Below are 25,795 nucleotides of genomic sequence, written 5' to 3' on the forward strand. Positions count from 1 at the left end.
CTGTTTTCGTTATAGTCATGGCCACAGTCATAGTTTCTGCCATAGCCATAATCTCTGCCACAATCACTGCCACAGCCTATCGGCCAGCCCCGAGGCCCGGCGCGTGAGGCGACGACAGGCGCCGTCAAACACTGAGCTGTTACCCAAGCAGCAAAAATGTTGTTTGGCGCGGGTAATGGCGGTGTAGATCAGCTCCTTGGTGAGCAGTTGCAGCTGCGCCGGACTCGGGCTTGGCGGCAACACCAAGGCCACAGAATCAAATTCACTGCCCTGGGACTTGTGCACTGTCATGGCAAAACAGGTCTCGTGGCCGGGAAGACGCGCCGGCAACACCTTGAGCACACTGCCGTCGGCCTGAATAAAGTGCGCCAGCAGCCTGTTGCTGTCTCGGTCGGGCAGAATAACGCCGATATCGCCGTTAAACAGCCCCAGGTTGTAATCGTTGCTTTGGATGATCAGCGGCCGGCCCGGATAAAACTCCTGCTGCGGGGCGATCAATCCAGCCTGTTTCAACACTTGCGTCAGTTGCCGATTGATCCCCTCGACACCGAAATCGCCGCCACGGGTGGCGCACAGCAGTCGAAAGCGGTTGTAACGGGCGATGATCTCCTCGGCGCCAATGTCCGGCCTGTGCACCACTTCCAAATAGTCTCGGTAGTGCTCACAGGCCTGGCTGAGAAGCTGAGCCAGCCCCTGCTGCTGTTTACCGATTTCCAGCCACTCAAGCTCTTGATAACCACCATTCCAGGCCTCAGTTATCGCGGCGCCATCACTGAGGTTGACCGCCTTGGCCAGCACGCCTATGCCGGCATCGCCGCGGAACCTGTGGCTGTGACGCAGCATACAAAGATTATTGCCTATGCCGGGGGCGAGATTGACGCAATCGCTGAGGTCAAAGCCGGTGAGCCTTGTCAGGGTTGCGGCAAACTCGGCGCTGTAACGCATGCGCCAGTCCTGCTGGTGGCGCAGACCGGCGCAGATATCGGCGAGCACGGCGCCGGCTTCCACCGAGGCCAGTTGATCCTGATCCCCGAGCAGTATCAATCTGGCATTGGCGGGCAGGGCATCGAGCAGCCGGTCCATCATAGGCAAGTCCACCATGGAAGCCTCATCGACTATTAAAAGATCCAGATGCAGCGGATTGTCCTGGTGATGACGGAATTTGTGCGAGCCGGGGATCACCCCCAGCAGGCGATGCACAGTGGCGGCTTCTTCGGGGATCTTGTCTATGGCGCCAAGGTCAAGCTCGGCGGCAAAGGGAAGAAGTTCTTTGGCGAGGCGCTGTTTGGAGGCCTTTATCGATTCGGTCAGGCGCGCAGCGGCTTTACCCGTGGGGGCCACCAGACGTATGTTCATCTCACTGCCGAGACACAAGAGCATCAGCAGCTTGGTGACTGTGGTGGTCTTGCCTGTGCCCGGGCCGCCGGTGATCACCGCCAACTGGCGACAATAGGCGGTGGCGGTGGCGACTTTTTGCCAATCGCGTTTGCCGGAATTTTCTCTATTAGTTTGAGCTTCACTATCGGCTTCAGCTGCATCAATAGTCGCTTGGCCAGTATGGCTGGCGGGCGGCAAAAACAGGCAATCGAGCGCGCTCCGCACTTCGTCGGTGGCGGGGTATTCAGTGGCGGCCATGGCGGTGAGGCGCCGGGCGACCCGGCACTCAAAATCATAATAGCGTTTGAGGTAGAGGCGGCCAGCGTCGAGGATCAAGGGTTTGTCTTCACCCGGGGCGCCGACGGCGGCAAAATTGGCCACCGCCAGCTCAAGGTCTGCCGGGTCGGTATTGAGGCGCACGCTGGGGTGGGGCTCTGCCAGCGGATTATCAAACGCTATGCTCCCCAGTGGCAGGCAGGCGTGCTGCGATGATAACTGGCGGCTCAGCAGGGCGCACAGCAACAGAAACAGCGGCGATGGCTCCCGGTGAATGGCGGCCATCTGCAGCGCAAAGTGGCGGTCGAGCGCCGTCAGCAGCCGCTGCTCTTCCCATTGCTTGAGCAGCGCAGTAACAGCTTGGCTGCTTTGCAGTATTGATGGGCTATCTGTCATAGACTCAACTCCAACTGAGGGGCGCTCGAGGGCGACTCGCCCTTGAGTAAGGCATCCAAGGCCAGGATCACGGCTTCATCCGGCCTGTCCACAAACACCCCGGCGCCGGGATGGGCCGCGGACATGCCCCGTAGAAACAGATAACAGCAGCCGCCGAAATGGTTTTGATAACAATAGTCCGGCAGTTTGAGGCTCAGATATCTGTGCAGCGCCAGGCTGTAGAGCAGGTACTGGAGATCGTATCTGTGCTCGCTGATGGCGGCGGCCATCTTGTCCTGGCGGTAATCGCTGAAATCGTCCCCCAAATGGTTGGATTTATAATCGGCAATATAGAAACGGCCCTGATATTCAAAGGTGAGATCGATAAACCCCTTGAGCATGCCCTTGAAGGCATCGAAGCGCAGCTCACCGCCATAGCCGTGTTTGGCCAGCAAGCGGCTGAGTTCGGTATCGATAAGCTGGGTATCGCCGCCAAGGGGCAGATAAAACTCCATCTCCACCAGCTTTTGGCGCTTGCTGAGGTCGCCCAGGCGCAGACTCTGCCCCTGGGGCAGAGCGATGTCGGCGTTAAGCAGATCCCGATACCAGTCATAAAGCACATCTTGCCAATCGCTGTCGATGCCGTATTGCTGCATCGCCTGGGGTAGATGCAGCAAGAGCTCCTCCTCGGCCTGGGTAAAGTCGATTTTCTCCAGTACCAGGTGCATAAAAGAACCGGCATTGGCGCCGCGCTCGAAGCTGAAGCGGTTGGCTTGTAAGACATCCTGTGGTTCATAGACAGAGGCCGGCTCGATTTCAAACTCCTCATCACCGGCGCCCGGCAACACCCGCTCGTGGGGCAGATGTTTGACCAGGCCGGAATAGCTGCCGACCCGCCAGGGCGCGCCTTGACGCGCCGCCGGCACCTGGGCACAAAGTGGGCTTTGGGAGTGGCTTTCAGTGCCTTGAAGGCGACTTGGGTCTGCATCGCCTATCCCGGTCAAGGAGATAGCCTCGCAAACAAGGGATGCGGCGGCGCTTTGCAACCTGTCGCCGTCACAGTCCTTGTCTTCAATGTCGAGCAGATAGCCTATGGCTGTGTCTTTCAAAAAGCTGTTGATGCCCGTCTTGTTCATGCGGCAGTGATTGGCCAGCCCCAGATAACAGCGATATACGGGCCGGGTCAGCGCCACATACAAGAGGCGCAGATCTTCGGCCAGCGTCTCGCGTTTACAGGCTTCCCAGCCTTCGTCACTGGCGTCCAGATCCCAGACTAATTGATTGTCCTTGTGGTACAGCATGGGCGAGGGGCGGCGACTGCCGTCGCGGGCCAGGCTGACAAAGGGGATGAAGCACACAGGATATTCCAGCCCCTTACTCTTATGGATGGTGACTATCTGCACCAGGTTTTGCTCGCTGGCGAGTCTCAGTTGCTGCTCTTCACGGCTCTGGCCGGAGAGCAGTTCCTGCTCAAACCAGTTGACCAGGGCGCTCATGCCTTCGAGCTCGGTGGATTTTTGCTGTAGCAGTTCCGCCAGATGGCGAAAATCGGTGAGACGCCGCTCGGCGTTGGCCTCTCGGCCGAGCCGTTCCAGCAGCTGCCAGTGATCCGCGAGATTGAGCAGCGCCGGCATGATGCCGCGGCGGCTCCAGAGCTCATGCAGCGACATGAAGGTATCGAGCACCTCGGCGCGCAGTGTCTCAGATTGGTTGAACTCATGGATCTTATTGGCGCTGAAACCCAGCAAGCGGCAGGCCAGTGCCGAGCGAATCGCCCGTTCATCCCTGGGGCTGGCGAGCGCCTTGAGGATAAGGGCGATTTCCCGCGCTTCCTCCGTGACCATTACCGAGTCGCGGCTGAGGAACACGGCGCCGATCTGGCGACTATTGAGTGCTTGTTGCATGACGGCGGCTTCATTTCTGTCGCGCACCAAAATGGCGATATCCCGGGCGCGCAGCGGCTGCTCACTGCCGGTGAGGCGGCACTCACCACGGTTGGCGGCATTGAGCAGGCGCACGATTTCGGCAGCAGCATCTTCGGCCAGCAGTTTACGGGCCTGGGTCTTGTTGAGGCCCTTGTCCGGATCTTCCTTGAGCAGCCTGAGCTGCAGCGCCGCCGAGTCTGCGCCGGGCGCGAGCAGCTGTTTACTGCCAGCGTCCTTGGCCTTGACCGGCTCGAACGGGATGGCGTCGCTGATAAAAGGGTCGTTGCGACCGGCAAACAGGCGATTGACCGCTGCAATCATGTTGCTGGCCGATCGGTAGTTGGTGTCCAGATTATAGTGATCGGCGGTATTGCGCCTGGCCTCAATATAGGTATAAATATCGGCGCCGCGAAAGGCGTAAATCGCCTGTTTGGGATCGCCTATCATCAACAGAGTGCGACTTGATTCGGGTTTGGGGTCAGGCTCAGGCTTGGGTTCAGGCTGGGCGCCGGCATCCGCATCCTGCTGTGGCAATTGCGCCGGGTAGATGCCGGAGAAAATTGCAAACTGCAGCGGATCCGTATCCTGAAATTCGTCGATAAGCGCCACCGGGAAGCGTTTGCCTATTTCCTGCTTGAGCTGCTCACCTATGGCAAGGCCGCTATCCGGCGCCGTCTGGGTCAGTCCGCCTATGGCCTTGGCCAGGGTCTGCAACAGATCGTCCGGGCTCAGCAAGTTGCGCTCGGCCTTGAGCTCGGCAAAACGCTCGGCTATCTGGGCTCTTGCCTGATAGAGAAATGCCGGAATAAGCGAGTCTACGCTGTCTCTGAGCGCTTCTATCTGCGCCAGTAGCGGCGCTTGTTGTGCTGTAGGGATTTCGCCGCCTTTTCTCAGTTTCAGTGACCCGAGAGCCAGGCTGTCCAGGAGTTTCGGGGTCGGCAGCCCCTGATGATACTTGGCCCAGTTGTCCATCTGCTCCAGCATGGCCGTGAGCTTGGGGTAGCCATCGGCCTGCTTGCCATAGCTGGTGCCGTTGAGCGGCAGGCTGTGGAGCAGGGCCTCGGTGGCGTCCCTTTCTCTTGGCCAGCTCAGTCGCAGCCTTGCGAGCTGAGTCTGCAACTGCTCGGCATATTGGTCGAATTTCCCCGGGTCGCGGTTGGCGCTCGCTTGACTGGCGCCGAGCAGTGGTCTCAATTCGCGCCCCAGCGCATCCGGAGTGGCGTAATGGGCTGCTATCGCGGTCGCCAGCGCTGTTGGCAGCCGATAGCAGACATGACGCCAGAAATCGCGCACACTCTGGCGCAGATATTCGCTGTCATCCAGGGTAAATTCCGACTCGAACAGCAGCGCCGACTCAAAGGCCATATCCGAGAGGATCCGCTGGCAAAAGCCGTGAATGGTAAAAATGGCGGCTTCATCCAGACTCTTGAGCGCCAGATCCAGCTGCTTGAGGGCGGTTGCGCGCTGCGTTGGCAGGCAGCGCTGATAAAGCTGCTCGATAAAATCGTCTTTGACGCTTAGGCCAATAAAGCGCTGATAACAGCTGCGGATCCTTTTGCGTATTCTGTCGCGTAGCTCTTCGGTGGCGGCGTTGGTAAAGGTGACCACCAGGATCTGCTCACAACCGAGGCCCGGGCGCTCAAAATCACCCAGCAATAAGCGCAGATAGAGGCCGGAAATGGTGTAGGTCTTGCCGGTTCCGGCACTGGCCTCAATCAGGCGCCGGCCGCTCAACGGTAAACTCAATGGCTCCAGTGCTTGCATATTATTCCTGTCCCATCTGGGTAAAATCGGCCAGGGCGGCCAGTTTGTCTTTGTGGTAAAGGCTGATGAGCGGCGCCAAAATCCCCTGGGCCAACCCCGGGAAACTCAGGCTCTGCTTGAGTCTGAGTTGCCAGCCGCCTGGCAACCCCGTACTCATGTTGCTCAGCGTAAACTCATCTTCACTCAACTCATTTTCACTCAGCTCATTTTCATTCAGCTTAGGTTCGCCAGCTTTGAGCCCAAAATCTGCCGCAGTGCCAGCATAGGTGCTGTCATCAAGGGTTAAACCGAAGTCTTCCGGAAAGCGGAACAGGCGGGCGTTATGGGGATCCTGGCCGTCACCGAACCCGGCATCATCCAACCAGGCGCTCTCGGCCTCAGCAAGCCGCAGCTGATGTTCAGTGTCAATGGGCAATCCATCTTCTACCTCGGCGCTGAAGTACGCCATGGAGGTTTGCGCCATAAAGGGCAGCGGCCTGTGCTGCCCCAGTTCAAACAAGGCGGCCAACTGACCCAGCAGGGCCTTGGCGGACTCGGCCTTGAGCGGCGCCATGGCGTGGAAGTGACCGGCATCCAGCAGATAGCTGTGCCTGTGAATGCCGCTGGCATTGAGGCACAGATGGCGAATATAGAGGCTCAACAGATCCTTGGGCTTGGTGGTACCCGGCCTTAAGTTGACCAGCCCCTTGGGGTAGCAGTCTTCGATGCGGCCACAGAGCAGCAGCTCGCGGCCATTGACCTCAAGCTTGAGCGCTATTTCAACGGCATCGGGCTTGGGCAATTCGGCGCGAAGAAAACGGGTACGCTCCACCGCCGGGGCGATATCGCGGCGGTATTGATCCAGCAGCAGATCGTCAAATGGCGCCATCGGCAGCAGACCTTCGGCCTTGAGCTTGTCGAGCAGGGTTTCATCCAGCTCTCCGCGCTCGTCTTCCAGCGCATCCTGCATCATCAGCAGCTGCAGCTGATAGCGTTGCAGGGCGTTGAGCTCAAACGGCTCATCATTGTCCTGACTGTCAATATCCAGTCTCAAGTCCAGCTGTAGCACCCGCTGGCAGAAATACTGCGCCGGGTTGCGGAAAAAGCGGATCAGCGCCGAGAGTTCCAGCTCCGGCTCCTTGAGGGCGGTTTCCTCGCCCAGCTCATACTCAATAAAGGGCGCCGGGCTTTGGGCGGCAAACATCTCCCGGGGGCACCACTGGGTTGCAAAACTGCCGGGCAGCTCACTGTCACTGTAGAGCCGGGCATCAAAGGGTTGCAGCGGCTGCTGAATGATGAGGCGCTGCATCAGCGCATCGGCCGCCAGATCGCCAAGGGCGGCAATTTCATCGGCATCTGTGGGCACTGCGGGCGGCGTAAATTGCGCCTCGTCCGGGCGGTAACACAGCTGAATGTATTCCAGCAATTCAGATACCAGCATGGAGGGAATACGCTCACTGTTATCGCGCTCGCTGTGGCCTATGTAACTGATATAGAGCTGATCCCGGGCCGACAGCAAGGCTTCGAGAAACAGGTATCTGTCATCCAGGCGTCTTGAGCGGTCGCCGCGTCTTGGTTTTTCATGGGCGGTGAGATCGAACCCCACAGGATGTTGCACCCTGGGGTAGACGCCATCGTTCATTCCCAGCAAACACACCTGGCGGAAGGGGATGGAGCGCATCGGCATCAGGGTACAGAAGTTGACGCTGCCGGCGAGGTAACGCTGACCGACCCTGGACTCACTCAAGGTTGAGTTAAACCATTGCCAAACCACTGTCAGCGGCAATACCCCGCTAAAGCCCGACAGTCGCAGCTCTTCGGCGAATCTGTCTATAGCCTGGCGAATGTCGTTGATCTCTTCCCTGGCATCGTCTTCCTGGGCCAGATAAAAGGCATCGAGCAGGGCGTTAAGCTGCGCCACCCGCTCTTCCGGCGGGGTTTGCTGCTTGAGCTCTTCCCTGAAGTCATCGAGCGCTTCAATAAAATTCAACAGCTTGCCGAGCGCCTGCGCCGACTGACCTTCAATACCGGCCAGCGGCAGATCGCCCTGATACAGCTCGGCATCATCGCCCAGGGCATAGCCCAGCAGCATGCGGCGGATCCCAAAGGCCCAGGAGTGTTTGTCAAACCCGGGCAAGCCCAGCTCTTCGCGGTTGTGACTGTCGCGGCCCCAGCGAATACCGGCGGCCTTGAGCCAGCCCTTGAGCTGCTCCAGCTCCTCCTGGGCTATACCGAAGCGGGCCAGCACTGCGGGCACTTCGAGAATACTGATGATGTCTGTCAGGCCAAAGCGGCTCTTGTCCAGCGCCAACAGGTTGAGAAAACCGGCAATTAAGGGGGATTCCTGGGCCGCGCCGCGATCGGCTATGGCATAGGGGATGAAATGATCGCCGCTCTTGGCGGAAAACACCGCATCGATATAGGGGGCGTAGGCGGCCACGTCGGGCAGCATCACCATGATATCCTTGGCGGCCAGCGAAGGGTCGCTGCGCAGCCGATGCAGCAGATGATCGTGCAGGGTTTCCACTTCCCGCAGCGGGCTGTGGCAGCTTCGCAGGGTGATGGAGTCGTCGGTGGCGGCCAAGGGCCTGCGCCGGGCGATATTCAGGTATTTGCTGACATCCGGCCCCAGAGGCTCGCCTAAGGTTTCCATCTCCAGAATGTCATTTTGAATGCCGCCGAGCAGGGTATTTGTGTTGCCGGGGTGAAACAGCTCTTCCAGTTCCAGCCGCTCAGGTGGCAGCTCCAGCACCATATCCAGCAGCTCGCGGCCGAGGCGGCCGTTATTGGCCAAAATGGGATTACCGACTTCCAGCTTGTCTTCCCAGAGCTCGGGCAACTGTTTCTTGCCCTCAAAAGCCAGCGCCATTCGCGCCCGCGCTCTGGGCTCTATGATATCGCCCCAATAGTGACGACAGGGGCTGAGGCTCAGCATCACTACCTCGATGCGACTGGCGAGCGCATAGAGTACATCCAGTGTTTGCGGCGCCATCGAGGAGATCCCGAACACGAACAATCTGGGCGGCAGGCCTTCCAAGGCATGATCGCTGCCGCCTGTCAGCGTTTCTATCAGCGCCTGGTGCAGATTGGCCCTGTGGTAATGGCTCTGCTGCAATTCCTGATTGTTGTAACGCACCAACTCGCGCCAAAGCTCGGGTTGCCAGGCGTGCTGCGGCGCTATCTCCAGCGGGGATTCATTTTGCTCCCAGCCGAGGATCCATTCCGGACGGTATACCAGATATTGATCGAAAATATCGGCGATACGGCCGCTGAGTTGAAACAGTTTGAGCTCGACATCGTCGCCCAGATAATGTCTGAGCGGTGCAAAATTGTCTCTATCCAGAAGGGAGGGCAACAGTGCCATCAGTTTCCAGGTCATCGCCGCCTTGGTAAAGGGGTTTTCCTTGGGCACATCATCGAGCAGCAGATAACAGAGCTGCCAGATAAAGCTGGAAGGCAGCGGAAACTCCTGCGCCGCCGCCACGCCGTTGTGGCGCGCCAGCTCCAGGCGGAGCCAGGTGGACATGCCGGGGCTTTGCACCAGAATTTGCTCGCAGCTAAGCGGCGACATGCCGGGCACGCCATCGCGAAGCCGGTCTGCCAGGGTGGCCGACAGCAATTCCATCTTGTTGGACTGGATAAGAGTAAACATAGGCAGCAGGGTTACCTGGCTTTGGGCCGTTTATTGCTTTGGTGCTCTATTCTAGGTGCTTGATTTATCGGGTTGCAAATCTTGTTTCAGCAGTTTGAACCACAAAGCGCGGGACTGGCGGATAAAGCGGCGTTTATATATCGCCGACTCCTTGGAAGCGTCTTGATACTTGAGTTGAATATAGAGTGAGGTCCAGCTTTCTATCTCCTCTGTCAGCGCCGGCCAGCGTGCAACAAGCGCCGCGGCGTAATCCACTGGCCCCAGGGAAGCCGGCCTTGGCAGCCCGAGTCTGGCAGCCTGGCGGCATACCTTGAGATAGTGACGGTTGATGCTGTCAGGGCCTCTTTTAAGCCGCAGCAGGCCAGTGGTGAACAAAATGACGATAAAGGTAAGGGCCATCACCCCGAGGACCAAGGCTGCCAGGCGGCCGATACTCACTTCCCCCAGCAGTTTGGAGAGCACTTCTTGCTGGCGCGCGTTGTCAAAACCCAGTACCCAGACGCTCCAGTAGTAATCCAGGCTGGCGAGCCTGAGTCTCAGGCTGTTGTACCAGTCGCTGGCCCGCACCCCGGCAAACGGCAGTTCGGAAAGATAGCTTTCTTCCGGGCTGAACAGGGAGTCGAAACCCTGCTCAATTCGTTCGGGCGCTATCATGGCGGTGGGGTCGTAACGTACCCAACCTTTGCCTTCGAGATAGACTTCACTCCAGGCGTGGGCCATATATTGATACACGCTGAGATAACCGGCCTGCGGGTTGTATTCGCCGCCCTGATAACCGGTGACAATACGGGCGGGCAAGCCGGTGGCTCTGGCCATGAAGGTGAATGCCGAGGCGTAGTGAACGCAGAACCCGGCGCGATTTTCAAACAAAAAGTCGTCCAGTTGCTGCGGCCCCACCGGCGGGGGCGTCAGGGTGTAGAAAAAGGGCTGGCTGTTGAAATACTGCATCATGGCCGTCAAGCGCTGCTCGGCTTGCGGGTAACGGCGGGCAAAATCGGCGGCAAGTTTGCGGCTGCGGGGGTTGATTTCATCGGGGAGGCTCAGATTAAGCTGCCGCAGCGGCGCTCTCAAGCGGTTATCCAGGGGGGCATCCGGATAGCTCATCACCCGGTATTGCAACCTTTGTTCTACCGGCCTTATGGCATAGAGGCGAAAGTCCGGCAGATTCACCAGGCGCGGATCCATGCTGTAGGCGAGATCCAAGCCGAACAGCCAATGCTGGCCGCTCGGCTCGGCTATGATGCTGTAATCGATAAAAGGCCCTTTGGGGGCGCCGGGTTCGGGGCGGCGATTCATGATAAAGCTGTCTTGCTGCAGCGCCTTTATTCCCCGTGACTGCTGCCAGCGTTTGCCGTCATATTCTTCCAATACCAGTGCGCGCCAATACCTGTCTTCCGGAGCCGGTATCTGGCCCTTGAAACTGGCGCGAAATGCCAGCTCGTTGGATTTGGTCAGGCGCGAGATATCACCAAAGCTCAGCTCATCGGACAGACCTGTGGTACTGCTTTTCATCTGCGGCACCATCCAAAGCGGACTGAAACGCGGCAGCACTACAAAAAGCAGCAGTGCCAGCGGCAGACTCTGTGCCAGCAGCACCAGGGTTAGCTTGATCTGGCGATTGAACGAGGCCTGTTCGTGGTAGAGGCTTGCCAACACACAGGTGTTGAGCGCCGCCACCAGCGAGAGTTGCAGGGTGTCGAGCATCTGCTGATGGTCGATAAAGGTGAGGGCGATAAGAAAGTAGCCCACCAGTACCACGGCTTTGACATCGCGGCGACTGCGCATTTCGATATATTTGAGGGAATAGCCGAGGATCAACAAGTTGACCAGGGCATTGAGCAGGCCAAGTTCGCGACTCACCAGCGCCAACGTCAGCGCCGCAGCAATGGCCAGCACAGTCACCAGCACTCTGGGGGGCCTGGCGACCTTGCCAAGATAGATCCCCAAGCGCCAGACAAAACAGATGGCGCAGATCCCCAGGGTTCCCAAGGTGATTTTGCCTGCAAGCGGTGCCAGCACTGCCAGGTTGGTGATCAGCAGCCAAAGCAAGGTGCGGCGGGTGATGATCTCCTCCGAGGTCTCCTTGAGTGCGGCTTTCAAGCGAGCGGCTTTCATTCGCCTGTACCTTCAGCCTTGGTCGGATAGAGCGCCAGGGCTTTGAGGCATTCCTGACGCTGAGCTTCGCCTTGAGAAGGCGCTATGGTTCTGCCCGCTAACTTAAGCCCCCAGGTTTGGCCGGAATGGGCCAGTTGATTGACCTGATAACTCAGCTCTCCCAGGCGCTTTTCCAACTCATCGCCGGTTAACTTGCTATCAAGCTCCAGCCACAAGGGCGCCCCCTGAGGCTCGGCAAACTCCTTGCTGAGCATGCCTCGGCCCTGAGCCCACTGTTTCCAGGCCACCTGTTTGAGCGATTCACCCGGAACATAGCTCTTAAGACCGGCGTATTCATCGACGCCGCTGAGCCACTCGCCACTGTCTTGGGATTCGGGGACGTGTTCACTGCGCCCCAGTTTAGGTGTGCTGACCACAGGCGCTGGAAACACCCATTGACTGGTGTCGAGATCCAGATGAGACCAGGCGCGGCAGAGCCCCAGAGGGTAGCAGGACTCCACCTTGAGTCTACCTGGATGCCAAAGGCCTCTGGGCCTTGGCTGCATGGGCACCAAAGCCGTCTGCTCCTGGTTATCGACACAGGAAACAAAGACTTGCCGCTCTCCCGGGTAGCTGAAACCGAGCCGAAAAAGGCTTCTGTCGGCGCTGACGGTCACAGGGAAGGAGAGGCTGTCGCCGGCGTAGGCTTGGGGAGGCTTACGGGCACTGAGTCTCAGTCCCGCTAAGTTGCGGTAACTGTGAATGATGCAGGTGTGAAACACGCTGGCCAATACTATGGCCAGGCCGATCACCAGGTTGTTTTGATAGTTGGTGCCGAACAGAAACAGCAGCAGTACCAGCGCCAGCCAGATAACGCCGAAGCCGCTGGGAAGAATAAAGATGCTTCTGTGGCTCAAACGTTGCTCTTTGGCGGCGGGAATACGCCGTGACAACCAGCGGTTGAACCGGGCAGAGAAGAGGGAGGTCACAGAGGCCATCTCGTTGTTACCGAATGGGATTAATGGTGCCGAGTAACTTGGCCGATAACTGCTCGCCCTGAAGTTGGCTCGAATGCCGCAGGCGGTGCTCGGCAACAGCGCCAAACACTGCTTGCACATCTTCGGGCACCAGATATTGACGCCCCTGGATATAGGCCCAGGCCTTGGCCGCCGCCAGCAGCGCCTTGGTGGCTCTGGGGGAAAGGCCATAGCCTTCGTTTTGGCTGCGGGAAGCTTCCACCAGCGCCAGAATATAGTTAAGCAGGGCATCGGAAGCGGCCACCTGCTCGCACTCCTGCTGCAGTTGATCCAGCTCGAGCGCACTCAGACACTGGGGCAGGGGCTGGTTACGCTCCTGTCCTTTGAGCATGGCCAACTCGGCGTCCTGGCTGGGATAACCAATGGAGAGGCGCATCATAAAGCGGTCCAGCTGGGATTCCGGCAGTGGAAAGGTGCCTGATTGGTCGGTGGGGTTTTGGGTGGCGACCACAAAAAAAGGATGCGGCAGCCTGTGGGTCACACCGTCGACAGTGATCTGCCGCTCTGCCATCGCCTCGAGTAAGGCACTCTGGGTCTTGGGGCTGGCGCGGTTAATTTCGTCGGCCAGCACCATCTGTTTGAAGATGGGGCCGGGGTGGAATACAAACTCAGATTGCTGCTTATCGAAGATGGAAACCCCGAGAATATCCGCCGGCAGCATGTCGCTGGTAAACTGAACCCGCTGATAACTCAAGCCTAAGGTTTGCGCCAGTGCGTGGGATAAACTGGTTTTGCCCATGCCCGGCAGATCTTCAATCAGCAGGTGGCCGCGGGCCAGTAAACAGGCCAGTGCCAGCCGTATTACCCTAGGCTTGCCTATCAAAACTTGCTCGAGTTGCTGCAGTACCTGGGTTATCTGGCTCTTGGACACATTGGCTTCCTTGTTAGATGGTCACTGAAATCAGTTCCGGCTCCGTCTGGATGAACTGAGGTCTGAAATAGAAACCTTGCACTAAATCCACATCCAAAGCCAGTGCCTGAGACAGGTGCTGCTCGGTTTCAATTCCTTCGAGTATAGTTATTTTTTGGCAGGACTTGGCAAAATTAAGCAGATTTTCCAAAAGCTTAGCCATGAGCGGTGCCTTGATGGCACTCAGCCAGTGACGGTCGAGCTTGATGCAGTCGATGGCAGTCAGCAGTTGCAGCGACACCATGGCATGGGGAGCACCGACATCATCGAGTGCCACGGTAATCCCGCGGCGGTGCAGTTCCTTGAGTAGTGCCTGGGCTTTATCGGCGTCATTGACACAGGTGTTTTCTATCAGCTCTACCGTCAAGCCTCCGGTTTGCTGCTGATATTTGTCCAGCGCCTGCATCATGCATTGACAGTTGGCGCTGTCCAGCGCGTGGGGATCCAGATTCAGGTGCAGCCTTGGCGTTTTAGGCGCCTGATTGAGTTGCAACAGCTTGGCTTGCAGTTCTACCGCCGCCAGGGCGCGGCTGTCTCTGTGCAGCCAGTCGAATACCAGATTGGGCGCCAGCGCCTTTCCCTCTTGATTGTAAAAGCGGGCCAGGGCCTCATAGCCCTGAATGGTCAGGGTCCGGGGGCAAACAAGTGGCTGATATTCGCAGGCAATGTGCCGCGGAGGAGAAAGATCCATGCAGTCATCAACGGAGTTAGCTAAATGAATGCTAATTATTCCCATTATAGCCGTGGGATAACAAGCCCATTTACCCCACTAAAGTACCGAGCGCTGAAAAATACAGCGAGGAACAAGCGCTTTAATATCAAAGCGTTGGGAAATTGACTCAGTGCCAATTCACCGCCGCTTCAATAGCGGCGGCCAAGCTCTGTTTCACTGAATTGTGGCAGCGCCTGTTGTTGACGCAGCTCATAAATCTGCCGGTAGGTGAATACGGCCTGCACATAGGAGCGGGTTTCACTGAAGGGGATGGTTTCGATAAAGCTCATCACATCCAGTTTGCCATCGCTCTGCTTCAACCAACGCTTTACCCTGTGAGGGCCAGCATTGTAAGCGGCAACGGCCAGCACCCGGTTGTTGTCAAACTGTTCCAGTAGCTTGGTGTAGTAGGCGCTACCGAGTGGCACATTGATGGCCGGGTCGTACAGACTGCGACTGCCGTTGAACGCCAGTTTGAACTCTTTTGCGGTTTGCTTGGCGGTGGCCGGCATCAGCTGCATCAGGCCTCTGGCGCCCACTGACGAAGTCGCATAAGGGTAGAAGGCGCTTTCGCGGCGGGAGATTGCTCGAATTTCATTGACATTGACCTTGAAGTCTTTGCCTGCCCGGGTAAAGAAAGGGTCTGCTGCATAGGGAAAGCGCATCTCCATATCATTCCATAGCCTAGCCTGAATACTGGCTTCAACCGCCAGCGCGTCCCAACCTTGCTCCTGAGCGTAGACGCCGTACTGGGCGCGCATCTGCTTGTTGTGGCGGGCGAGCATTTGGCTCCATTCGATGCGGGCATCGACCAGTTTATCCAGTGCCAGCAGTTCAGATACCCGCGCCAGCGCCTTGTCATCGGCGAGTCTTGCCTGCATTTGCGCCTGGGATTGAGTCGGCACATGCGCCAGGTTGGGGGCGACACCGAGTTCGGCGGCGGCCCAGAAACCATAGAAATTACGCTCTTTGCTGAGCGCTTCGAGCATGGTATCGTCCCGGCCATTGACCCTCAGGTGCCAGTAGCGCCAGCGGGCATCGTTGCGGCCTTCGTCGCTGAGCAGCGGCAGAAAACGGCGGATATCGGCGTCATTTTGCTCGGCAATAGCCCAGCGCAGACGGCGCTCGGTCAGATCGTCGGCCTTGAGCAGCGGCAGCATGGTGTCGATATGATCTCTAAGCCCCTCGTCCTCGACGATAAGCGCTCGTCTGACCAGATAACGGTTGAGTTGTCGCCCTTGGAAATCGCTGAATCTGCCGGCTTTTTCATACTTGACGTACAGGCGAACTGCCTGACGCAGATCTTTGCGGGCCAGGCGCTTAAGCCCGGCGGACACTATATCGCTGTAGATGGGGGCATCGCCATCAAACTGATTCATGTGCCTGAGGCGATTGGGATCTTTGTATACCGCCTGCAGCAGCTTGGCCTGGCTCTGATGCTGAGTCACTTTACGCCCCAGATACTGCAACAGACCGCTTTGGCCGGCATCAAAGGCCAGCATCATCCGCGACCAAATCAATTCCTGAGTGCGGTGCCCGGCCTTGCTCCAGGCATTGAACAGGGGATCGCACTCCTTGGGACGGGAGCGACCATAGAGCCAGAGTTGGCGAGCGCCATCCCAGGCGACCTGAGCCTCACCCTGGCCAAGCTTGGCCCGGTAAAAATAGCATTGCAGCTCTGTGGCTCGTGGAAGTTCCGGGGAAATGGCCAGAAAGTCTTGCCAGCGTTTGTCGGCACCGGCTTGCACCAGGTACCTGTGGCGGGCACTGGCGTGCAAGGGTGAATGCTCAAACTTGTCCAATGCCTTTAGCGCCTTTGAGCCAGAAAGCGCCATTATGTCATCCAGCTCGGCGTGAAAATCCAGATAGATACTGAGTGGATAATCCTTGAGTTGGGCCCTGAGCTTGCGATACTCCTCAAGTTGGCCCTTATCCAGCGCTTCTCTGGCCTTTAGGTAGCTTTGGCGTTGTTGCTCCAAAGCGGCAGGTGCCTTGGCCGCATGGCCTATCCCGGGAAACAGCATCCAGGGAGTGGATACTGTCAATGCACTCAAGGCAACACTGCCGGCGAGGGCGATTCGGGTCAAGGCTCTGCGCATCTAAAACTCCTTGTTGATGGCCTGGTTCACTTGAGAGCGGGGTTGAGCTCAGGAAGCCAGTTCGCTGTCCGGCTCTGTATCCTCTATGGCATCAACCTCCTGGTCTGTCGGCAAGGAAGTCTCTGTCATCGCCTTTTCAAGCAACTGTTTATCCAGTTGTTTACTGGTTTCAACGCCCAGCTGTTGCATCTGGTGAGCCTGGCGGACAAGGTTACCCCTGCCGGTAGCCAGCTTATTCATGGCGCCGTTGAAACACTTCTCTGCATTGTCCAGCGCGCGCCCGAGTTTGTCCATATCTTCCAGATAGCCACAGAGTTTATCGTAAATTTTTCCGGCTTGCCTGGCGATCCTCTGTGCATGTTGGTTCTGATACTCGTAGCGCCAGATGTTATTGATGGTGCGCAGTGCCACCAAAAGATTGGTTGGGCTGACGAGCATGATGTTGTTTTCGAGCGCAAAATTAACCAACTGCGGCTCTTGTTCCAGCGCCAGCAGGAAGGCGGGTTCCACCGGAATAAACATCAGCACATAATCTAGGCTCTTGATGCCATGCAGTTGCTGATAGTCCTTCTGACTCAGGCCTTTGATATGACCGCGGATAGAGTTGATATGTTCACGCAGCGCCAGGGCGCGCTCTTCATCGGTTTCGGCATTGTAGTAGCGCTCATAGGCTAGCAGTGACATCTTGGCATCTATCACTACATCCTTGTTGGCCGGCAGGTGGACGATGACATCGGGTTTAAAGCGCTTGCCGGCATCATTTTTCAGATCCTGCTGCACGTCATACTCGTGCCCTTGTCTGAGGCCACTTTCCTGCAGCACCCGCTCCAGGATCACTTCCCCCCAATTGCCTTGCTGCTTGTTGTCACCCTTGAGCGCTTTGGTGAGGTTGACCGCATCCTGGCTCATGCGCAGGTTGAGCTGCTTGAGATCTTCCAGCTGGTGTTTCAGTGAGGAACGTTCACTCTGTTCCTGTGAGTAGGATTCATGAATTTGTCTTCTGAATCCTTCGAGTTGTTGCTTCAGTGGTCCAAGAACACCATCCAGCTGCGATAGATTCTGGGATTTTAGCCTTTCGCTTCTGTCTTCAAAAATTTTGTTGGCCAGGTTTTCAAATTGCTCTTTCAGGCGGGCTTCACTGCGCTCAAGCAGTTCAATCTTATCGTTGAGCGCCTGCTGCTCGGCGTCGAAGCGGGCGCTGATTGTCTGCTGCATGGCATTGGATTTTGACAGGTTTAACTGAGTTTCCAACTGCTTGCGCTGAGCATCCTTGAGTTGCTGTTCAAGGTCGGGCACCCGCTCGGCAATGGCCTCTGCCTTGCCGAGCTGGGACACCAGCCATTCGGCTTTTTCCTGGCTGTTGCTGAGTTGTTCGTTAAGTTCGCTGCATCTTTGTTCATGTTGCAGCACCAACTGGTCTTTGATCTGTTGCCAGCGGCCGCGGGTCATGCGCTGATTAAAGAGGGCGCCAAGCAAGATACCCAGCAGTAATACGGCTGCGGCGGCAATGAGTTGAGGCGCGGAAATTGTGGTGGCCAAGTCCATATCATGTCCCTTGAGTGCAAAAAGAGGAGCGGAAAACCCGGATAGAGTCGCAGAATGAGTCAGGGCCTTCAAGGCCCAGGGCATGCAGACTCAGGATAAATGGCCAAGAGTTGCCCATTTTGTACCCCTTGTCAGCCAAGGTTCAGCCAATGGAGCCGCAGGAATTATTCCAGCAAGAAATTTTTCTTTGCCTGCCTGGGTCTTATAAACTGAATTGACTGCAGCTATTGAGAGGTCTCTGTGAGCAATAAAAAATTTAACCAGGGTATCGGCAGGCAAATGCCCTGGGAGTTGCCGGCAACAGAAGTCACGCCGGAAGCCGTGTTTCGCGATCGACGCAACATAGTCAAGGCGTTGGGGCTCGGCGCCATAGGTGCCAGTATTCCCGGCCATGTTCAGGCAGGCCTGTTTGACCTTTTTGGTGAAAAGCGCGAGAGCGAGGCATTTGTGACCTCAAATCTCAACTATCGCAGCAACCCGAACTTTCAATTACCGGGAAGCCTGACACCCCTTGACAAGGTGATCCGCCATAACAACTTCTACGAGTTTGGCACAGGTAAACAAGATCCCTTCGAAAACAGTCAGGGCCTCAAGGTCAATCCCTGGATGCTGAAAGTGGAAGGTGAGGTCGAGCGCCCTTTGACGCTGGACTATGACGATCTGCTCAAGTTGCTTCCCCTGGAGGAGCGCCACTATCGTTTGCGCTGTGTCGAGGCCTGGTCCATGGTGATCCCCTGGATCGGCTTTCCGCTGGCGGCTTTGCTGGCCAAGGCCGGAGTTAAATCCTCTGCAACTCATGTGGCCTTTGAAACCCTGTTTGATCCCGAGCAGATGCCGGGGCAACGCAATCGCCTGATGGGCGGCGGCATTCATTATCCCTATGTGGAGGGATTAAGACTCGATGAGGCGATGAACGAGTTAAGCTTCCTGTCGGTGGGCCTCTATGGCAAGACACTGCCGCCGCAAAATGGGGCTCCCGTGCGTTTGGTGGTGCCCTGGAAATACGGTTTCAAGAGCATTAAATCTATCGTGAAAATTAGGCTTTTGGACAAACAGCCACCGACCAGTTGGAATCAGCTGGCACCCCATGAATATGGTTTTTATGCCAACGTGAACCCCAAGGTGGATCACCCGCGCTGGTCACAGGCGACAGAGCGGCGGATTGCCGAAGGTGGGATCTTCTCTGCCAAACGGATCCCGACCCAGATGTTCAACGGTTATGGCGAGCAGGTAGCCCATCTCTACCGGGATCTGGATTTAAGGAAATATTATTGATGCGTCTAGACCCCAAGCTACTGCCTTGGTTAAAGGCGTTGCTGCATTTGGCGGCCGGCTTGCCACTGCTTTATTTGGCTCTGCAAGTGGTGACAGACAGTGCCGGTGGCGATCCTGTGCAATATATTATCCATTTTACCGGCAAAGGGGCGCTCAATGTCTTGGTGGCCACCTTGTTGGTATCGCCTGTTGCCAGAAAATTCAAATTGGGTTTTTTGATGCAGACCCGGCGTTTGCTCGGACTCTGGGTATTTGCCTGGGCCTGCTTGCATATTCTCAGCTATTTCAGCCTGGATCTGCTGTTTGCCTGGGAGCTGCTACTCAGTGAAATTATCAAGCGTCCCTATATTCTGGTGGGGGCCAGCGCCTGGTTGTTGCTTGCTGCGCTGGCGCTGACCTCGTTCAAGGCATTGCAGCGCCGGATGGGGCGACGTTGGCAGCAACTGCATTACAGTATCTATGCCATAGCCCTGTTGGTACCTGTGCATTATTACTGGTCGGTGAAGTCTGAAATCATTGAGCCCAGTCTTTACCTTGCTGCCATGTTGCTGTTGTTGGCGATAAGACTGCCGAGGTTCAGCTGGTTTAGGCGCCTTTGGCCGGCAGTTTGAAGTTCAGGCGTGTGTGGCCGGGCAAGCATAGTCAGGCATCGGCACTGGGTGAGGCAAAGCTGTAGCGCTTCTTTAGTGCCAGTTCCATGGAAGCCTGAGGTAGTGCCTGCTTGGCCTGATACATGGCACTGTCGGCAGCGCCGATGAGTTCGGCCAGGGTGTCGCCATGCTCAGGATAGAGACTGATGCCGGTACTCAGGCCGACTTGCAGTTGTTGCCCTTGCCAGGGGATATCGGCACCCAAGGCATGAATCTTTTCCAACACGGCACAGACTTCTTCGCGGCTATTTATCGGCTCCAGCCAGATGATAAATTCATCGCCGCCGATACGGGCCACCAAATCCGAGCGTCTTAAGGTCTCTCGCAGCCTTTTGGCGATTTCCACCAGCACTGCGTCACCTGCGCTGTGGCCAAAGTTGTCGTTGATGGGTTTGAATTTATCCAGATCGATAAACAGCAGCGCCGCTTTAAGCTGTTGACGTTGACAACGTACTATGGCGTTTTCCAGCTCGGTGGTGGCGGCACCGCGATTGAGTGCGCCGGTGAGATCGTCATGATCCGCCAAATATCTTAATCTATCCTGTTGCTGCTGCAACTGACGGGTTTGCGCCTCCACTTCCAGCTGTAACTGCTCCTTTCGGGCTGTAGTTTCCATCAATGCCTGTTTCATATTGTTGAATTCATTGGCCAGCTCCGAGAGTTCATCCTGTTGTTCCAACCTGATACGGCTGTGAAGATCGCCTTTGGCCAGATCGCGAATGCCGCGTTTCAAACTGCCCAAGTGGCGCCGAAAACGCCTCAGAGTATGCAGGGTAAAGCCTGTCACCAACAGGGCAATGGCCAGCAGCAGGGCGCCGTTGAGATAGAGATGACTGAGCTGCAGCATACGGGCTCTGTCCATGGTGTAATGTTGAAAGCGAAACAGATCTTCGCTCATGGATTGAATGCTCATATTGTATCTGGACAGCAACATGCTGCTGACCAACTGATCATCTGCTATCAGCGACAGCTTGGGCAGGGAATGCTCCAGCAGGGTACTGATGTTGCTGCTCTGGCGTTTTAAATTGGCCAATAGCTGCTGTTGCTGCTCATCATCGACCTGAGTGTTACTCAAGAGGGCGTTGAGGCGCAGCAGATCCCGCTGGGTATTTTCAACTGCCCGGTTATCCCGGTATTGCTGCAACAGCCATAAGTTGGAGCGCAGTAGATCCAGATGCAGTTGCAGCTCCACCAGTTTGTGCATCTGCTGGAATGTCTGCTGGGAAAAATGGCGCTGTTGCAGCAGTGACAGCGCCAGTACCAGCGTCAGGGTGATGCAGAGAATGACCAGGATATTGAGGCGGCTGGATAGCTTCATTGCTGCTCCACCAAAGACATGTGTTGTATCTGATCCAATGCAGTGGGATCTATGACGCTTCTGAAATCCGGTAGCTGCTTGGCTTCAATGGTGCCGCTGGCCATGGCCCAGCGGGCCTGCGACTGCAGATTACTGAGCAGGCTGTTACCCAGCGACAGACGGAACAGGTAGTCGGGCCAGAGGGCGGCAACCTCCTCTGTTGGCAGGTGCAGATACTCGGCAACCAGTTGACGGGCTTCCTGCGGGTGCAGAACAATAAATTCACTGGCGAGTTTCAACGCCTTGAGGATCCGCACATGATGCTCGTAGTACGCTTGGTTGTCGGCCTTACGACTGATGAGATTGAAAGAAAGGCTATATAACCCCCGGCTGGGGAACTCGCTTATCTTGCCCGGTTGATGCTTGAGCAGCTGAAATCCGTAGGGCTCCCAAACTGAAATCGCATCCACATCGCCGGCCAACAGCGCCGGTGCCAAGCGAGACGGACGGATATCCACCCTAACTGGCGCCAAGGCTGGGTGTCCGGCAATATTCAGTATGGTATCGAGAAAGTACTCGCTGGCACTGCCGGCAACGACTCCAACGCGTTTGCCATCCAGTTGCGCCGGGGTAGTGATACCGCTCTGGCTCAGGGTTAACAGCTTAATGTCGTTATCCGATTCGGCAAAGCTGGCCAGCACGGTAAAGTCGGTTCGCTCAAAGCTGTTGAACATCACCACTGACTCTGAGCTGGTGGCCAGATCCGCCCTGTGATAGAGCAGGGCCTCGAAACAAAGATCGCCACCTTGAAGTGGTTGCAGCACCACATAGACGCCTTCGCGGGCAAAGAGTTCGAGCTTATCGGCAATGATGACAGGGGCTGAAAGCAGCGAGGTGGACACGGCGATGCGAACCGGGGTCTGATTGAGTAAAACAGGGGAGGTTGGTTGCCTGGGCCCGCTGAGCCAGATAAACAAGAGTAGCAGCAGAGCCAAAGGCACTAGCATCTTTCCCATAGTGGTTGCTGCCCTCCATTCGTCACAGCTTTGAGCCCTTATCTTTTCAAACTGGGCCGTTTGTACTTTCCCTAAGTGTAGTGCAAACAAGAGGGTGCGCTATAAAGCCTCATAATTTTCATGGGATTATTTGGAATAATCCGGACGAATAATAGGTTGGGGATTTGAGCGGATACTTATTGCTTTTTGTTAAGCATCAGAAACTTTCAATAACGGAATGAAATTTAAAAGATGGAATAAATAGTTGTTGGACAGAAAGGGTTTATATCATTGTTATAAAAAGAGAGGCGCAGATATTGTCTGCGCCTTTCTGGTATATCGAACTATATTGCAATCGATACTGAACTCACTTCCCTATAGGACTTACTTACCGCCTTGATTGGCCATATAGACCAATACTTCATCGTAGGACATATTGAGTTCGCGGGATAAATTGATGACCTTGGTCTTGAAGGTTTGTACTTGCTCTTGTTTATGCAAGTCGTTCTGCGTTTCTTCGACCAATTCATTGACCGCTTCCTGCAGAAGCTTCAAACGCCTGAGGCTATAGTCCAAAGACTTCAAGTAACGGGTCATCTGTTGTTTGTTTCTGGCTTGCTCAAGATCCGTTGAGTGTTTTTTTTCATATCCATATGCATCGAGCGCCGCAATAGCACTCTGCAAATCGAGATCTTTTGTCATGTATGTTCACTTAAAACGAAGTTTTGCCCGAAAGAGTGGACAGGATAAAGGGATCGTAAAGCTGTCACTTGTAGTAGTTTATAGTATATTTCCGAACTTACTCAAGCATTTCACTGCACAGCGTAGGAGATGCCTGTTTTGCTATCATGAAACTTGTGGTGGCAGGATAAGGGCGTTAACCTAGAAAGCAGTATTTGCACGGAGGCCTATATGCTGGATTTGTTACCGGATCTCTTTGATCATTATGAAAATGATCTCATGTTGCTGCCATCTGTTTTTCACCAGTTTGGTGGCAAGTCTATTTTTTGGGGCGAAGCCGTAACCGTCAGGTGTTTCGAGGATAATTCCATGGTGAAGCAGCTGTTGGCTACTGATGGCACGGGTAAAGTGCTGTTGGTGGACGGTGGCGCCTCTACATCCAAGGCCCTGATGGGAGACCTTATTGCCCAAAGCGCAGTTGACCATGGTTGGCAGGGAGTCGTGATTTATGGCGCCGTGCGCGATGTTGCCACCTTGGCGACCATGCAGCTTGGGGTAAAGGCCCTGGCGGCGGTACCTATCAAAACCGAGCGTAAGGGGGCTGGAGAAATCAACTGTGCGCTCTCCATTGGCGATGTGCAGATAACTCCCGGCATGATGCTCTATGCCGATGATAATGGCATCGCCGTCAGCCAAAATCCCTTGAATATGGCCTTTATCAGTTGAACAAGCGCCTTTGTCCTTATTGTTGAACAAGGAAACTATTATGAAAGTGGTTAAGTGGATACTGGGTATTTTCGCGGTATTGTTTCTCGGTCTGGTTCTGTATTTGACCTTGTTATTTGATCCCAACGACTTTAAACCCGAAATAGTCGATGCGGTAAAAAAACAGACAGGGCGTGAATTGGTCATCAGTCAGGATCTCAACTGGACTTTTTTCCCGACTCTGGGAATTGAATTGGGCGGTATCAGCCTGAGTAACCCGGATGGTTTCGACGAGAAACAGATGTTGGCAGTTAATCAGGTTGTCGCTGAAGTTGCTCTGATGCCGCTGTTTCGTAAAGAAGTGGAAATTGCCCAGTTAAACCTCGATGGCTTGAAACTGGATCTCATAACCCAGAAAGACGGCCGCACCAGTCTGGATGGGCTCAGCGGCGATGCCGGTACGGCCAAAGAGCAACCCAAGAATACCGAAGGCAACGCTCAGGGGCTGGCCAGTCTCAATATCGGTGGCATCAATATCACCAATACCCAAATTCATCTGCTCGACAAGCGCAGTGGCAGTGACCAAACCTTTGTACTTGAGTCCCTGACCCTGGGCGAGTTTTCGCTGGGTAAATTTGCCTCTCTGGCTTATAAGTTCAGCGGCAGCATGCCGGACATGAAAATTGCCAGCGAGGGTAAAGGGCAATTGAAGATCTCACCGGACATGAAGCAGTTGGAGATCACCGGCTTTGCCATTGAAAATCGCGTTGAAGGCAAGAGTATGCCCGGCGGCAAGTTGAGCGCCGATCTGAATACCGATGTGAAATTGGATCTCAACCGTCAAAACGCCGAGCTGGTATTGAGCAGTCTCAAGGTGGCCGATATTGAAGGCAAAGGGGATCTTAAAGTGGCTTTCGGCGGCAAGGTACCGGATGTAAAAGCCAAGTTGGCACTGGGGGAAATTGACCTCGACAAGTTACTGCCTGCCGGTGAGGAAGATAAAGCCGCAGCCAAAACCACTGAGTCGGCAACGGTCGCCAAGGCCGGCAGTGAACCGGACTTGAGTGCGATGAAGCAGGTCAACTTCGCCATGGATCTTACTGTTAAGGCCATTAAGGCTACCGGCTTGACCACTGAAAACTGGAAAATGGATCTGGCTCTGAACAATGGCGTGCTGGATATGAAGCAGCTCAGCGCTGACTTGTATCAGGGCAAACTGATGACCAAGGCACAACTTGACGGTCGCAACAAGGTCGCCAGCTACAATTTTGATACTCAGCTCAGTGGCGTCAAAATTCAACCTTTGCTCAAGGATGCGGCCGATTTGGAAATTCTTGCCGGTGCCACCGCTTTTAATGTCAAAGGTAAAGGCAAGAGCCTAATTCCGGATAACATCAAGCAAAACCTGGACGCCAACGGCAAGTTTGAAATCAGTGACGGTGCCCTTTACGGCGTGAATATCCCTCATATGATCCGCAGTGCCCAGGCCAAGCTAAAAGGTGATTTGTCGGCTCAGGAAGAGGGCGAACGCAAGACAGACTTCTCCAGCCTGACCGGCAGTTTCAGTCTGAAAAATGGTGTGGCCAATAACCCGGATCTGGCGATGGCCTCACCACTCATTCGCTTGGCGGGTGCCGGTAGCGCCAACCTTATCAGTGAGCAGTTGGACTATAAGCTGAAAACCTCAGTGGTCGGCAGCCTCAAGGGCCAAGGCGGTGAAGGCAAGAATGATCTGGCCGGTGTTGAAATTCCGCTGATGATTTCCGGTTCATTCCAGGAACCCAAGTTTGCACTCGATACCCAGGCGCTGTTTGATTCCAAACTCAAGGAAGAAACCGAGAAGGTGAAAGATAAACTTAAAGACAGCATCTTCAAGAAACTCGGAGGAGGTAAATGATGCGCGCCGTTTTGCCTTTGCTGGCGGTCTTGGCACTCGCAGGTTGCAGCGGCTCCAATGCTGCAACTACTGAGCCTGTACCTCAAAAGACCCCGACTGGGATGGAGGAACTCAGAATGCCGACACTGCACTTTGGTACCATCAAAAAAGCACCGACAGCTGCCTTGCTTGAGGGTAAACTGACGTTTGCAGAAGTAGTCAATAAGCAGCCGCTGCAGGCGATGCTGGAGATCCGTAACCCGAGCGAGTATGTGGTTGGGATCCGCTTTAACTCAGGGATGACGGCGGATCTCTGGTTGGTGGATGATAAGGAACAGCGAGTCTGGGCTTGGTCGGATGAAATGATGTTCACTCAGGCTATCAGAGATACCAGTATCAAGCCGGGACAGACGCTGAAAGTGATGTTCAAGGTACCGGCCAAGACACTTGAGCGAATTGGCCCTGAGGGATACAGCTTCCAGGCCCGCTTTGAAGGCAAACCTCTGGAGTCCAAGTTGGCGGCTATGGCCATGCTGGAAGTGCCGGTGGCGAGGCGTTAAGGCGCTTATCT

General features: G+C 55.7%; 17 protein-coding genes. 5 read left to right on the forward strand and 12 right to left on the reverse strand.

The window, feature by feature from the left end:
• Window positions 1-63: 63 nt before the first annotated feature.
• From recD to rmuC, 9 genes are all read right to left on the reverse strand, one after another.
• A complete protein-coding gene (gene recD, locus HCX89_RS12410) occupies window positions 64-2,049 on the reverse strand; it encodes an exodeoxyribonuclease V subunit alpha (protein WP_167716232.1) in 1,986 nt (661 codons plus the stop codon).
• A complete protein-coding gene (recB, locus tag HCX89_RS12415; RefSeq protein ID WP_167716234.1) occupies window positions 2,046-5,717 on the reverse strand; it encodes an exodeoxyribonuclease V subunit beta in 3,672 nt (1,223 codons plus the stop codon). Before recB ends, recD begins: the two co-directional genes overlap by 4 nt.
• A 1-nt stretch (window position 5,718) precedes the next feature.
• On the reverse strand, window positions 5,719-9,348 hold the full coding sequence (recC, locus tag HCX89_RS12420) for an exodeoxyribonuclease V subunit gamma (RefSeq protein ID WP_167716236.1): 3,630 nt from the start codon (window positions 9,346-9,348) through the stop codon (window positions 5,719-5,721).
• 51 nt (window positions 9,349-9,399) lie between these two features.
• Window positions 9,400-11,463, reverse strand: coding sequence for a DUF3488 and DUF4129 domain-containing transglutaminase family protein (locus HCX89_RS12425; protein WP_167716238.1), 2,064 nt, complete (start codon window positions 11,461-11,463; stop codon window positions 9,400-9,402).
• On the reverse strand, window positions 11,460-12,560 hold the full coding sequence (locus HCX89_RS12430; RefSeq protein ID WP_243880950.1) for a DUF58 domain-containing protein: 1,101 nt from the start codon (window positions 12,558-12,560) through the stop codon (window positions 11,460-11,462). The genes HCX89_RS12425 and HCX89_RS12430 overlap by 4 nt, the downstream gene beginning before the upstream one ends.
• Window positions 12,448-13,350: a MoxR family ATPase gene (locus HCX89_RS12435; RefSeq protein WP_028779274.1), complete on the reverse strand. Its 903-nt coding sequence runs from the start codon at window positions 13,348-13,350 to the stop codon at window positions 12,448-12,450. Before HCX89_RS12435 ends, HCX89_RS12430 begins: the two co-directional genes overlap by 113 nt.
• A 13-nt stretch (window positions 13,351-13,363) precedes the next feature.
• Complete coding sequence (locus HCX89_RS12440; RefSeq protein ID WP_025009651.1) at window positions 13,364-14,080, reverse strand: EAL domain-containing protein; 717 nt, start codon at window positions 14,078-14,080, stop codon at window positions 13,364-13,366.
• A 170-nt stretch (window positions 14,081-14,250) separates the two neighbouring features.
• Window positions 14,251-16,200, reverse strand: coding sequence for a transglycosylase SLT domain-containing protein (locus HCX89_RS12445; RefSeq protein ID WP_243880120.1), 1,950 nt, complete (start codon window positions 16,198-16,200; stop codon window positions 14,251-14,253).
• Window positions 16,201-16,248: 48 nt separating this feature from the next.
• Window positions 16,249-17,745, reverse strand: coding sequence for a DNA recombination protein RmuC (gene rmuC / locus HCX89_RS12450; protein ID WP_071237600.1), 1,497 nt, complete (start codon window positions 17,743-17,745; stop codon window positions 16,249-16,251).
• Window positions 17,746-18,024: 279 nt separating this feature from the next.
• On the opposite strand from rmuC, the gene msrP reads away from it, so the two are divergent.
• Together msrP and msrQ are read left to right on the forward strand one after the other, a co-directional pair.
• Window positions 18,025-19,020, forward strand: coding sequence for a protein-methionine-sulfoxide reductase catalytic subunit MsrP (gene msrP / locus HCX89_RS12455; RefSeq protein WP_107004988.1), 996 nt, complete (start codon window positions 18,025-18,027; stop codon window positions 19,018-19,020).
• Window positions 19,017-19,631, forward strand: coding sequence for a protein-methionine-sulfoxide reductase heme-binding subunit MsrQ (gene msrQ, locus HCX89_RS12460; protein WP_083390240.1), 615 nt, complete (start codon window positions 19,017-19,019; stop codon window positions 19,629-19,631). The genes msrP and msrQ overlap by 4 nt, the downstream gene beginning before the upstream one ends.
• Before the next feature lie 31 nt (window positions 19,632-19,662).
• Here the strand turns inward: msrQ and HCX89_RS12465 are convergent, their stop codons facing one another.
• From HCX89_RS12465 to HCX89_RS12475, 3 genes are all read right to left on the reverse strand, one after another.
• Window positions 19,663-20,988 carry a GGDEF domain-containing protein gene (locus HCX89_RS12465; RefSeq protein WP_071237598.1) on the reverse strand — a complete coding sequence of 442 codons (1,326 nt, stop codon included), beginning with the start codon at window positions 20,986-20,988 and terminating at the stop codon, window positions 19,663-19,665.
• A complete protein-coding gene (locus HCX89_RS12470; RefSeq protein ID WP_071237597.1) occupies window positions 20,985-21,983 on the reverse strand; it encodes an ABC transporter substrate-binding protein in 999 nt (332 codons plus the stop codon). The genes HCX89_RS12465 and HCX89_RS12470 overlap by 4 nt, the downstream gene beginning before the upstream one ends.
• Before the next feature lie 363 nt (window positions 21,984-22,346).
• Window positions 22,347-22,664, reverse strand: a complete 318-nt coding sequence (locus HCX89_RS12475; protein ID WP_025009657.1) for a hypothetical protein — start codon at window positions 22,662-22,664, stop codon at window positions 22,347-22,349.
• A 210-nt stretch (window positions 22,665-22,874) separates the two neighbouring features.
• Here HCX89_RS12475 and HCX89_RS12480 point away from each other — a divergent pair, with 210 nt between their 5' ends.
• Genes HCX89_RS12480 through HCX89_RS12490 form a run of 3 tightly spaced genes read left to right on the forward strand, consistent with a single transcriptional unit; the run spans window position 22,875 to window position 25,784 of the window.
• On the forward strand, window positions 22,875-23,369 hold the full coding sequence (locus HCX89_RS12480) for a putative 4-hydroxy-4-methyl-2-oxoglutarate aldolase (protein ID WP_107004755.1): 495 nt from the start codon (window positions 22,875-22,877) through the stop codon (window positions 23,367-23,369).
• Window positions 23,370-23,409: 40 nt separating this feature from the next.
• The gene (locus tag HCX89_RS12485) at window positions 23,410-25,245 is read left to right on the forward strand and encodes an AsmA family protein (RefSeq protein ID WP_167716240.1); all 1,836 of its coding nucleotides are present in this window, start codon (window positions 23,410-23,412) and stop codon (window positions 25,243-25,245) included.
• Window positions 25,242-25,784, forward strand: coding sequence for a BsuPI-related putative proteinase inhibitor (locus HCX89_RS12490; RefSeq protein ID WP_115390428.1), 543 nt, complete (start codon window positions 25,242-25,244; stop codon window positions 25,782-25,784). The genes HCX89_RS12485 and HCX89_RS12490 overlap by 4 nt, the downstream gene beginning before the upstream one ends.
• The last annotated feature ends 11 nt before the right edge of the window (window positions 25,785-25,795 follow it).

The organism is Shewanella sp. Iso12, assembly GCF_012030025.1.
In the GTDB taxonomy this organism is placed as follows: domain Bacteria; phylum Pseudomonadota; class Gammaproteobacteria; order Enterobacterales; family Shewanellaceae; genus Shewanella; species Shewanella algae.

What these genes read in the sequence shown, in the direction of transcription:
- recC (WP_167716236.1), bottom strand. Translation starts at nt 9,348, where the DNA reads ATGTTTACTCTTATCCAGTCCAACAAGATGGAATTGCTGTCGGCCACC.
- HCX89_RS12480 (WP_107004755.1), top strand. Translation starts at nt 22,875, where the DNA reads ATGCTGGATTTGTTACCGGATCTCTTTGATCATTATGAAAATGATCTC.
- msrP (WP_107004988.1), top strand. Translation starts at nt 18,025, where the DNA reads ATGCCCTGGGAGTTGCCGGCAACAGAAGTCACGCCGGAAGCCGTGTTT.
- HCX89_RS12490 (WP_115390428.1), top strand. Translation starts at nt 25,242, where the DNA reads ATGATGCGCGCCGTTTTGCCTTTGCTGGCGGTCTTGGCACTCGCAGGT.
- recD (WP_167716232.1), bottom strand. Translation starts at nt 2,049, where the DNA reads ATGACAGATAGCCCATCAATACTGCAAAGCAGCCAAGCTGTTACTGCG.
- HCX89_RS12440 (WP_025009651.1), bottom strand. Translation starts at nt 14,080, where the DNA reads ATGGATCTTTCTCCTCCGCGGCACATTGCCTGCGAATATCAGCCACTT.
- recB (WP_167716234.1), bottom strand. Translation starts at nt 5,717, where the DNA reads ATGCAAGCACTGGAGCCATTGAGTTTACCGTTGAGCGGCCGGCGCCTG.
- rmuC (WP_071237600.1), bottom strand. Translation starts at nt 17,745, where the DNA reads ATGGACTTGGCCACCACAATTTCCGCGCCTCAACTCATTGCCGCCGCA.
- HCX89_RS12470 (WP_071237597.1), bottom strand. Translation starts at nt 21,983, where the DNA reads ATGGGAAAGATGCTAGTGCCTTTGGCTCTGCTGCTACTCTTGTTTATC.
- HCX89_RS12425 (WP_167716238.1), bottom strand. Translation starts at nt 11,463, where the DNA reads ATGAAAGCCGCTCGCTTGAAAGCCGCACTCAAGGAGACCTCGGAGGAG.
- HCX89_RS12485 (WP_167716240.1), top strand. Translation starts at nt 23,410, where the DNA reads ATGAAAGTGGTTAAGTGGATACTGGGTATTTTCGCGGTATTGTTTCTC.
- HCX89_RS12430 (WP_243880950.1), bottom strand. Translation starts at nt 12,560, where the DNA reads ATGTGCAAGCAGTGTTTGGCGCTGTTGCCGAGCACCGCCTGCGGCATT.
- HCX89_RS12445 (WP_243880120.1), bottom strand. Translation starts at nt 16,200, where the DNA reads ATGCGCAGAGCCTTGACCCGAATCGCCCTCGCCGGCAGTGTTGCCTTG.
- HCX89_RS12475 (WP_025009657.1), bottom strand. Translation starts at nt 22,664, where the DNA reads ATGACAAAAGATCTCGATTTGCAGAGTGCTATTGCGGCGCTCGATGCA.
- HCX89_RS12465 (WP_071237598.1), bottom strand. Translation starts at nt 20,988, where the DNA reads ATGAAGCTATCCAGCCGCCTCAATATCCTGGTCATTCTCTGCATCACC.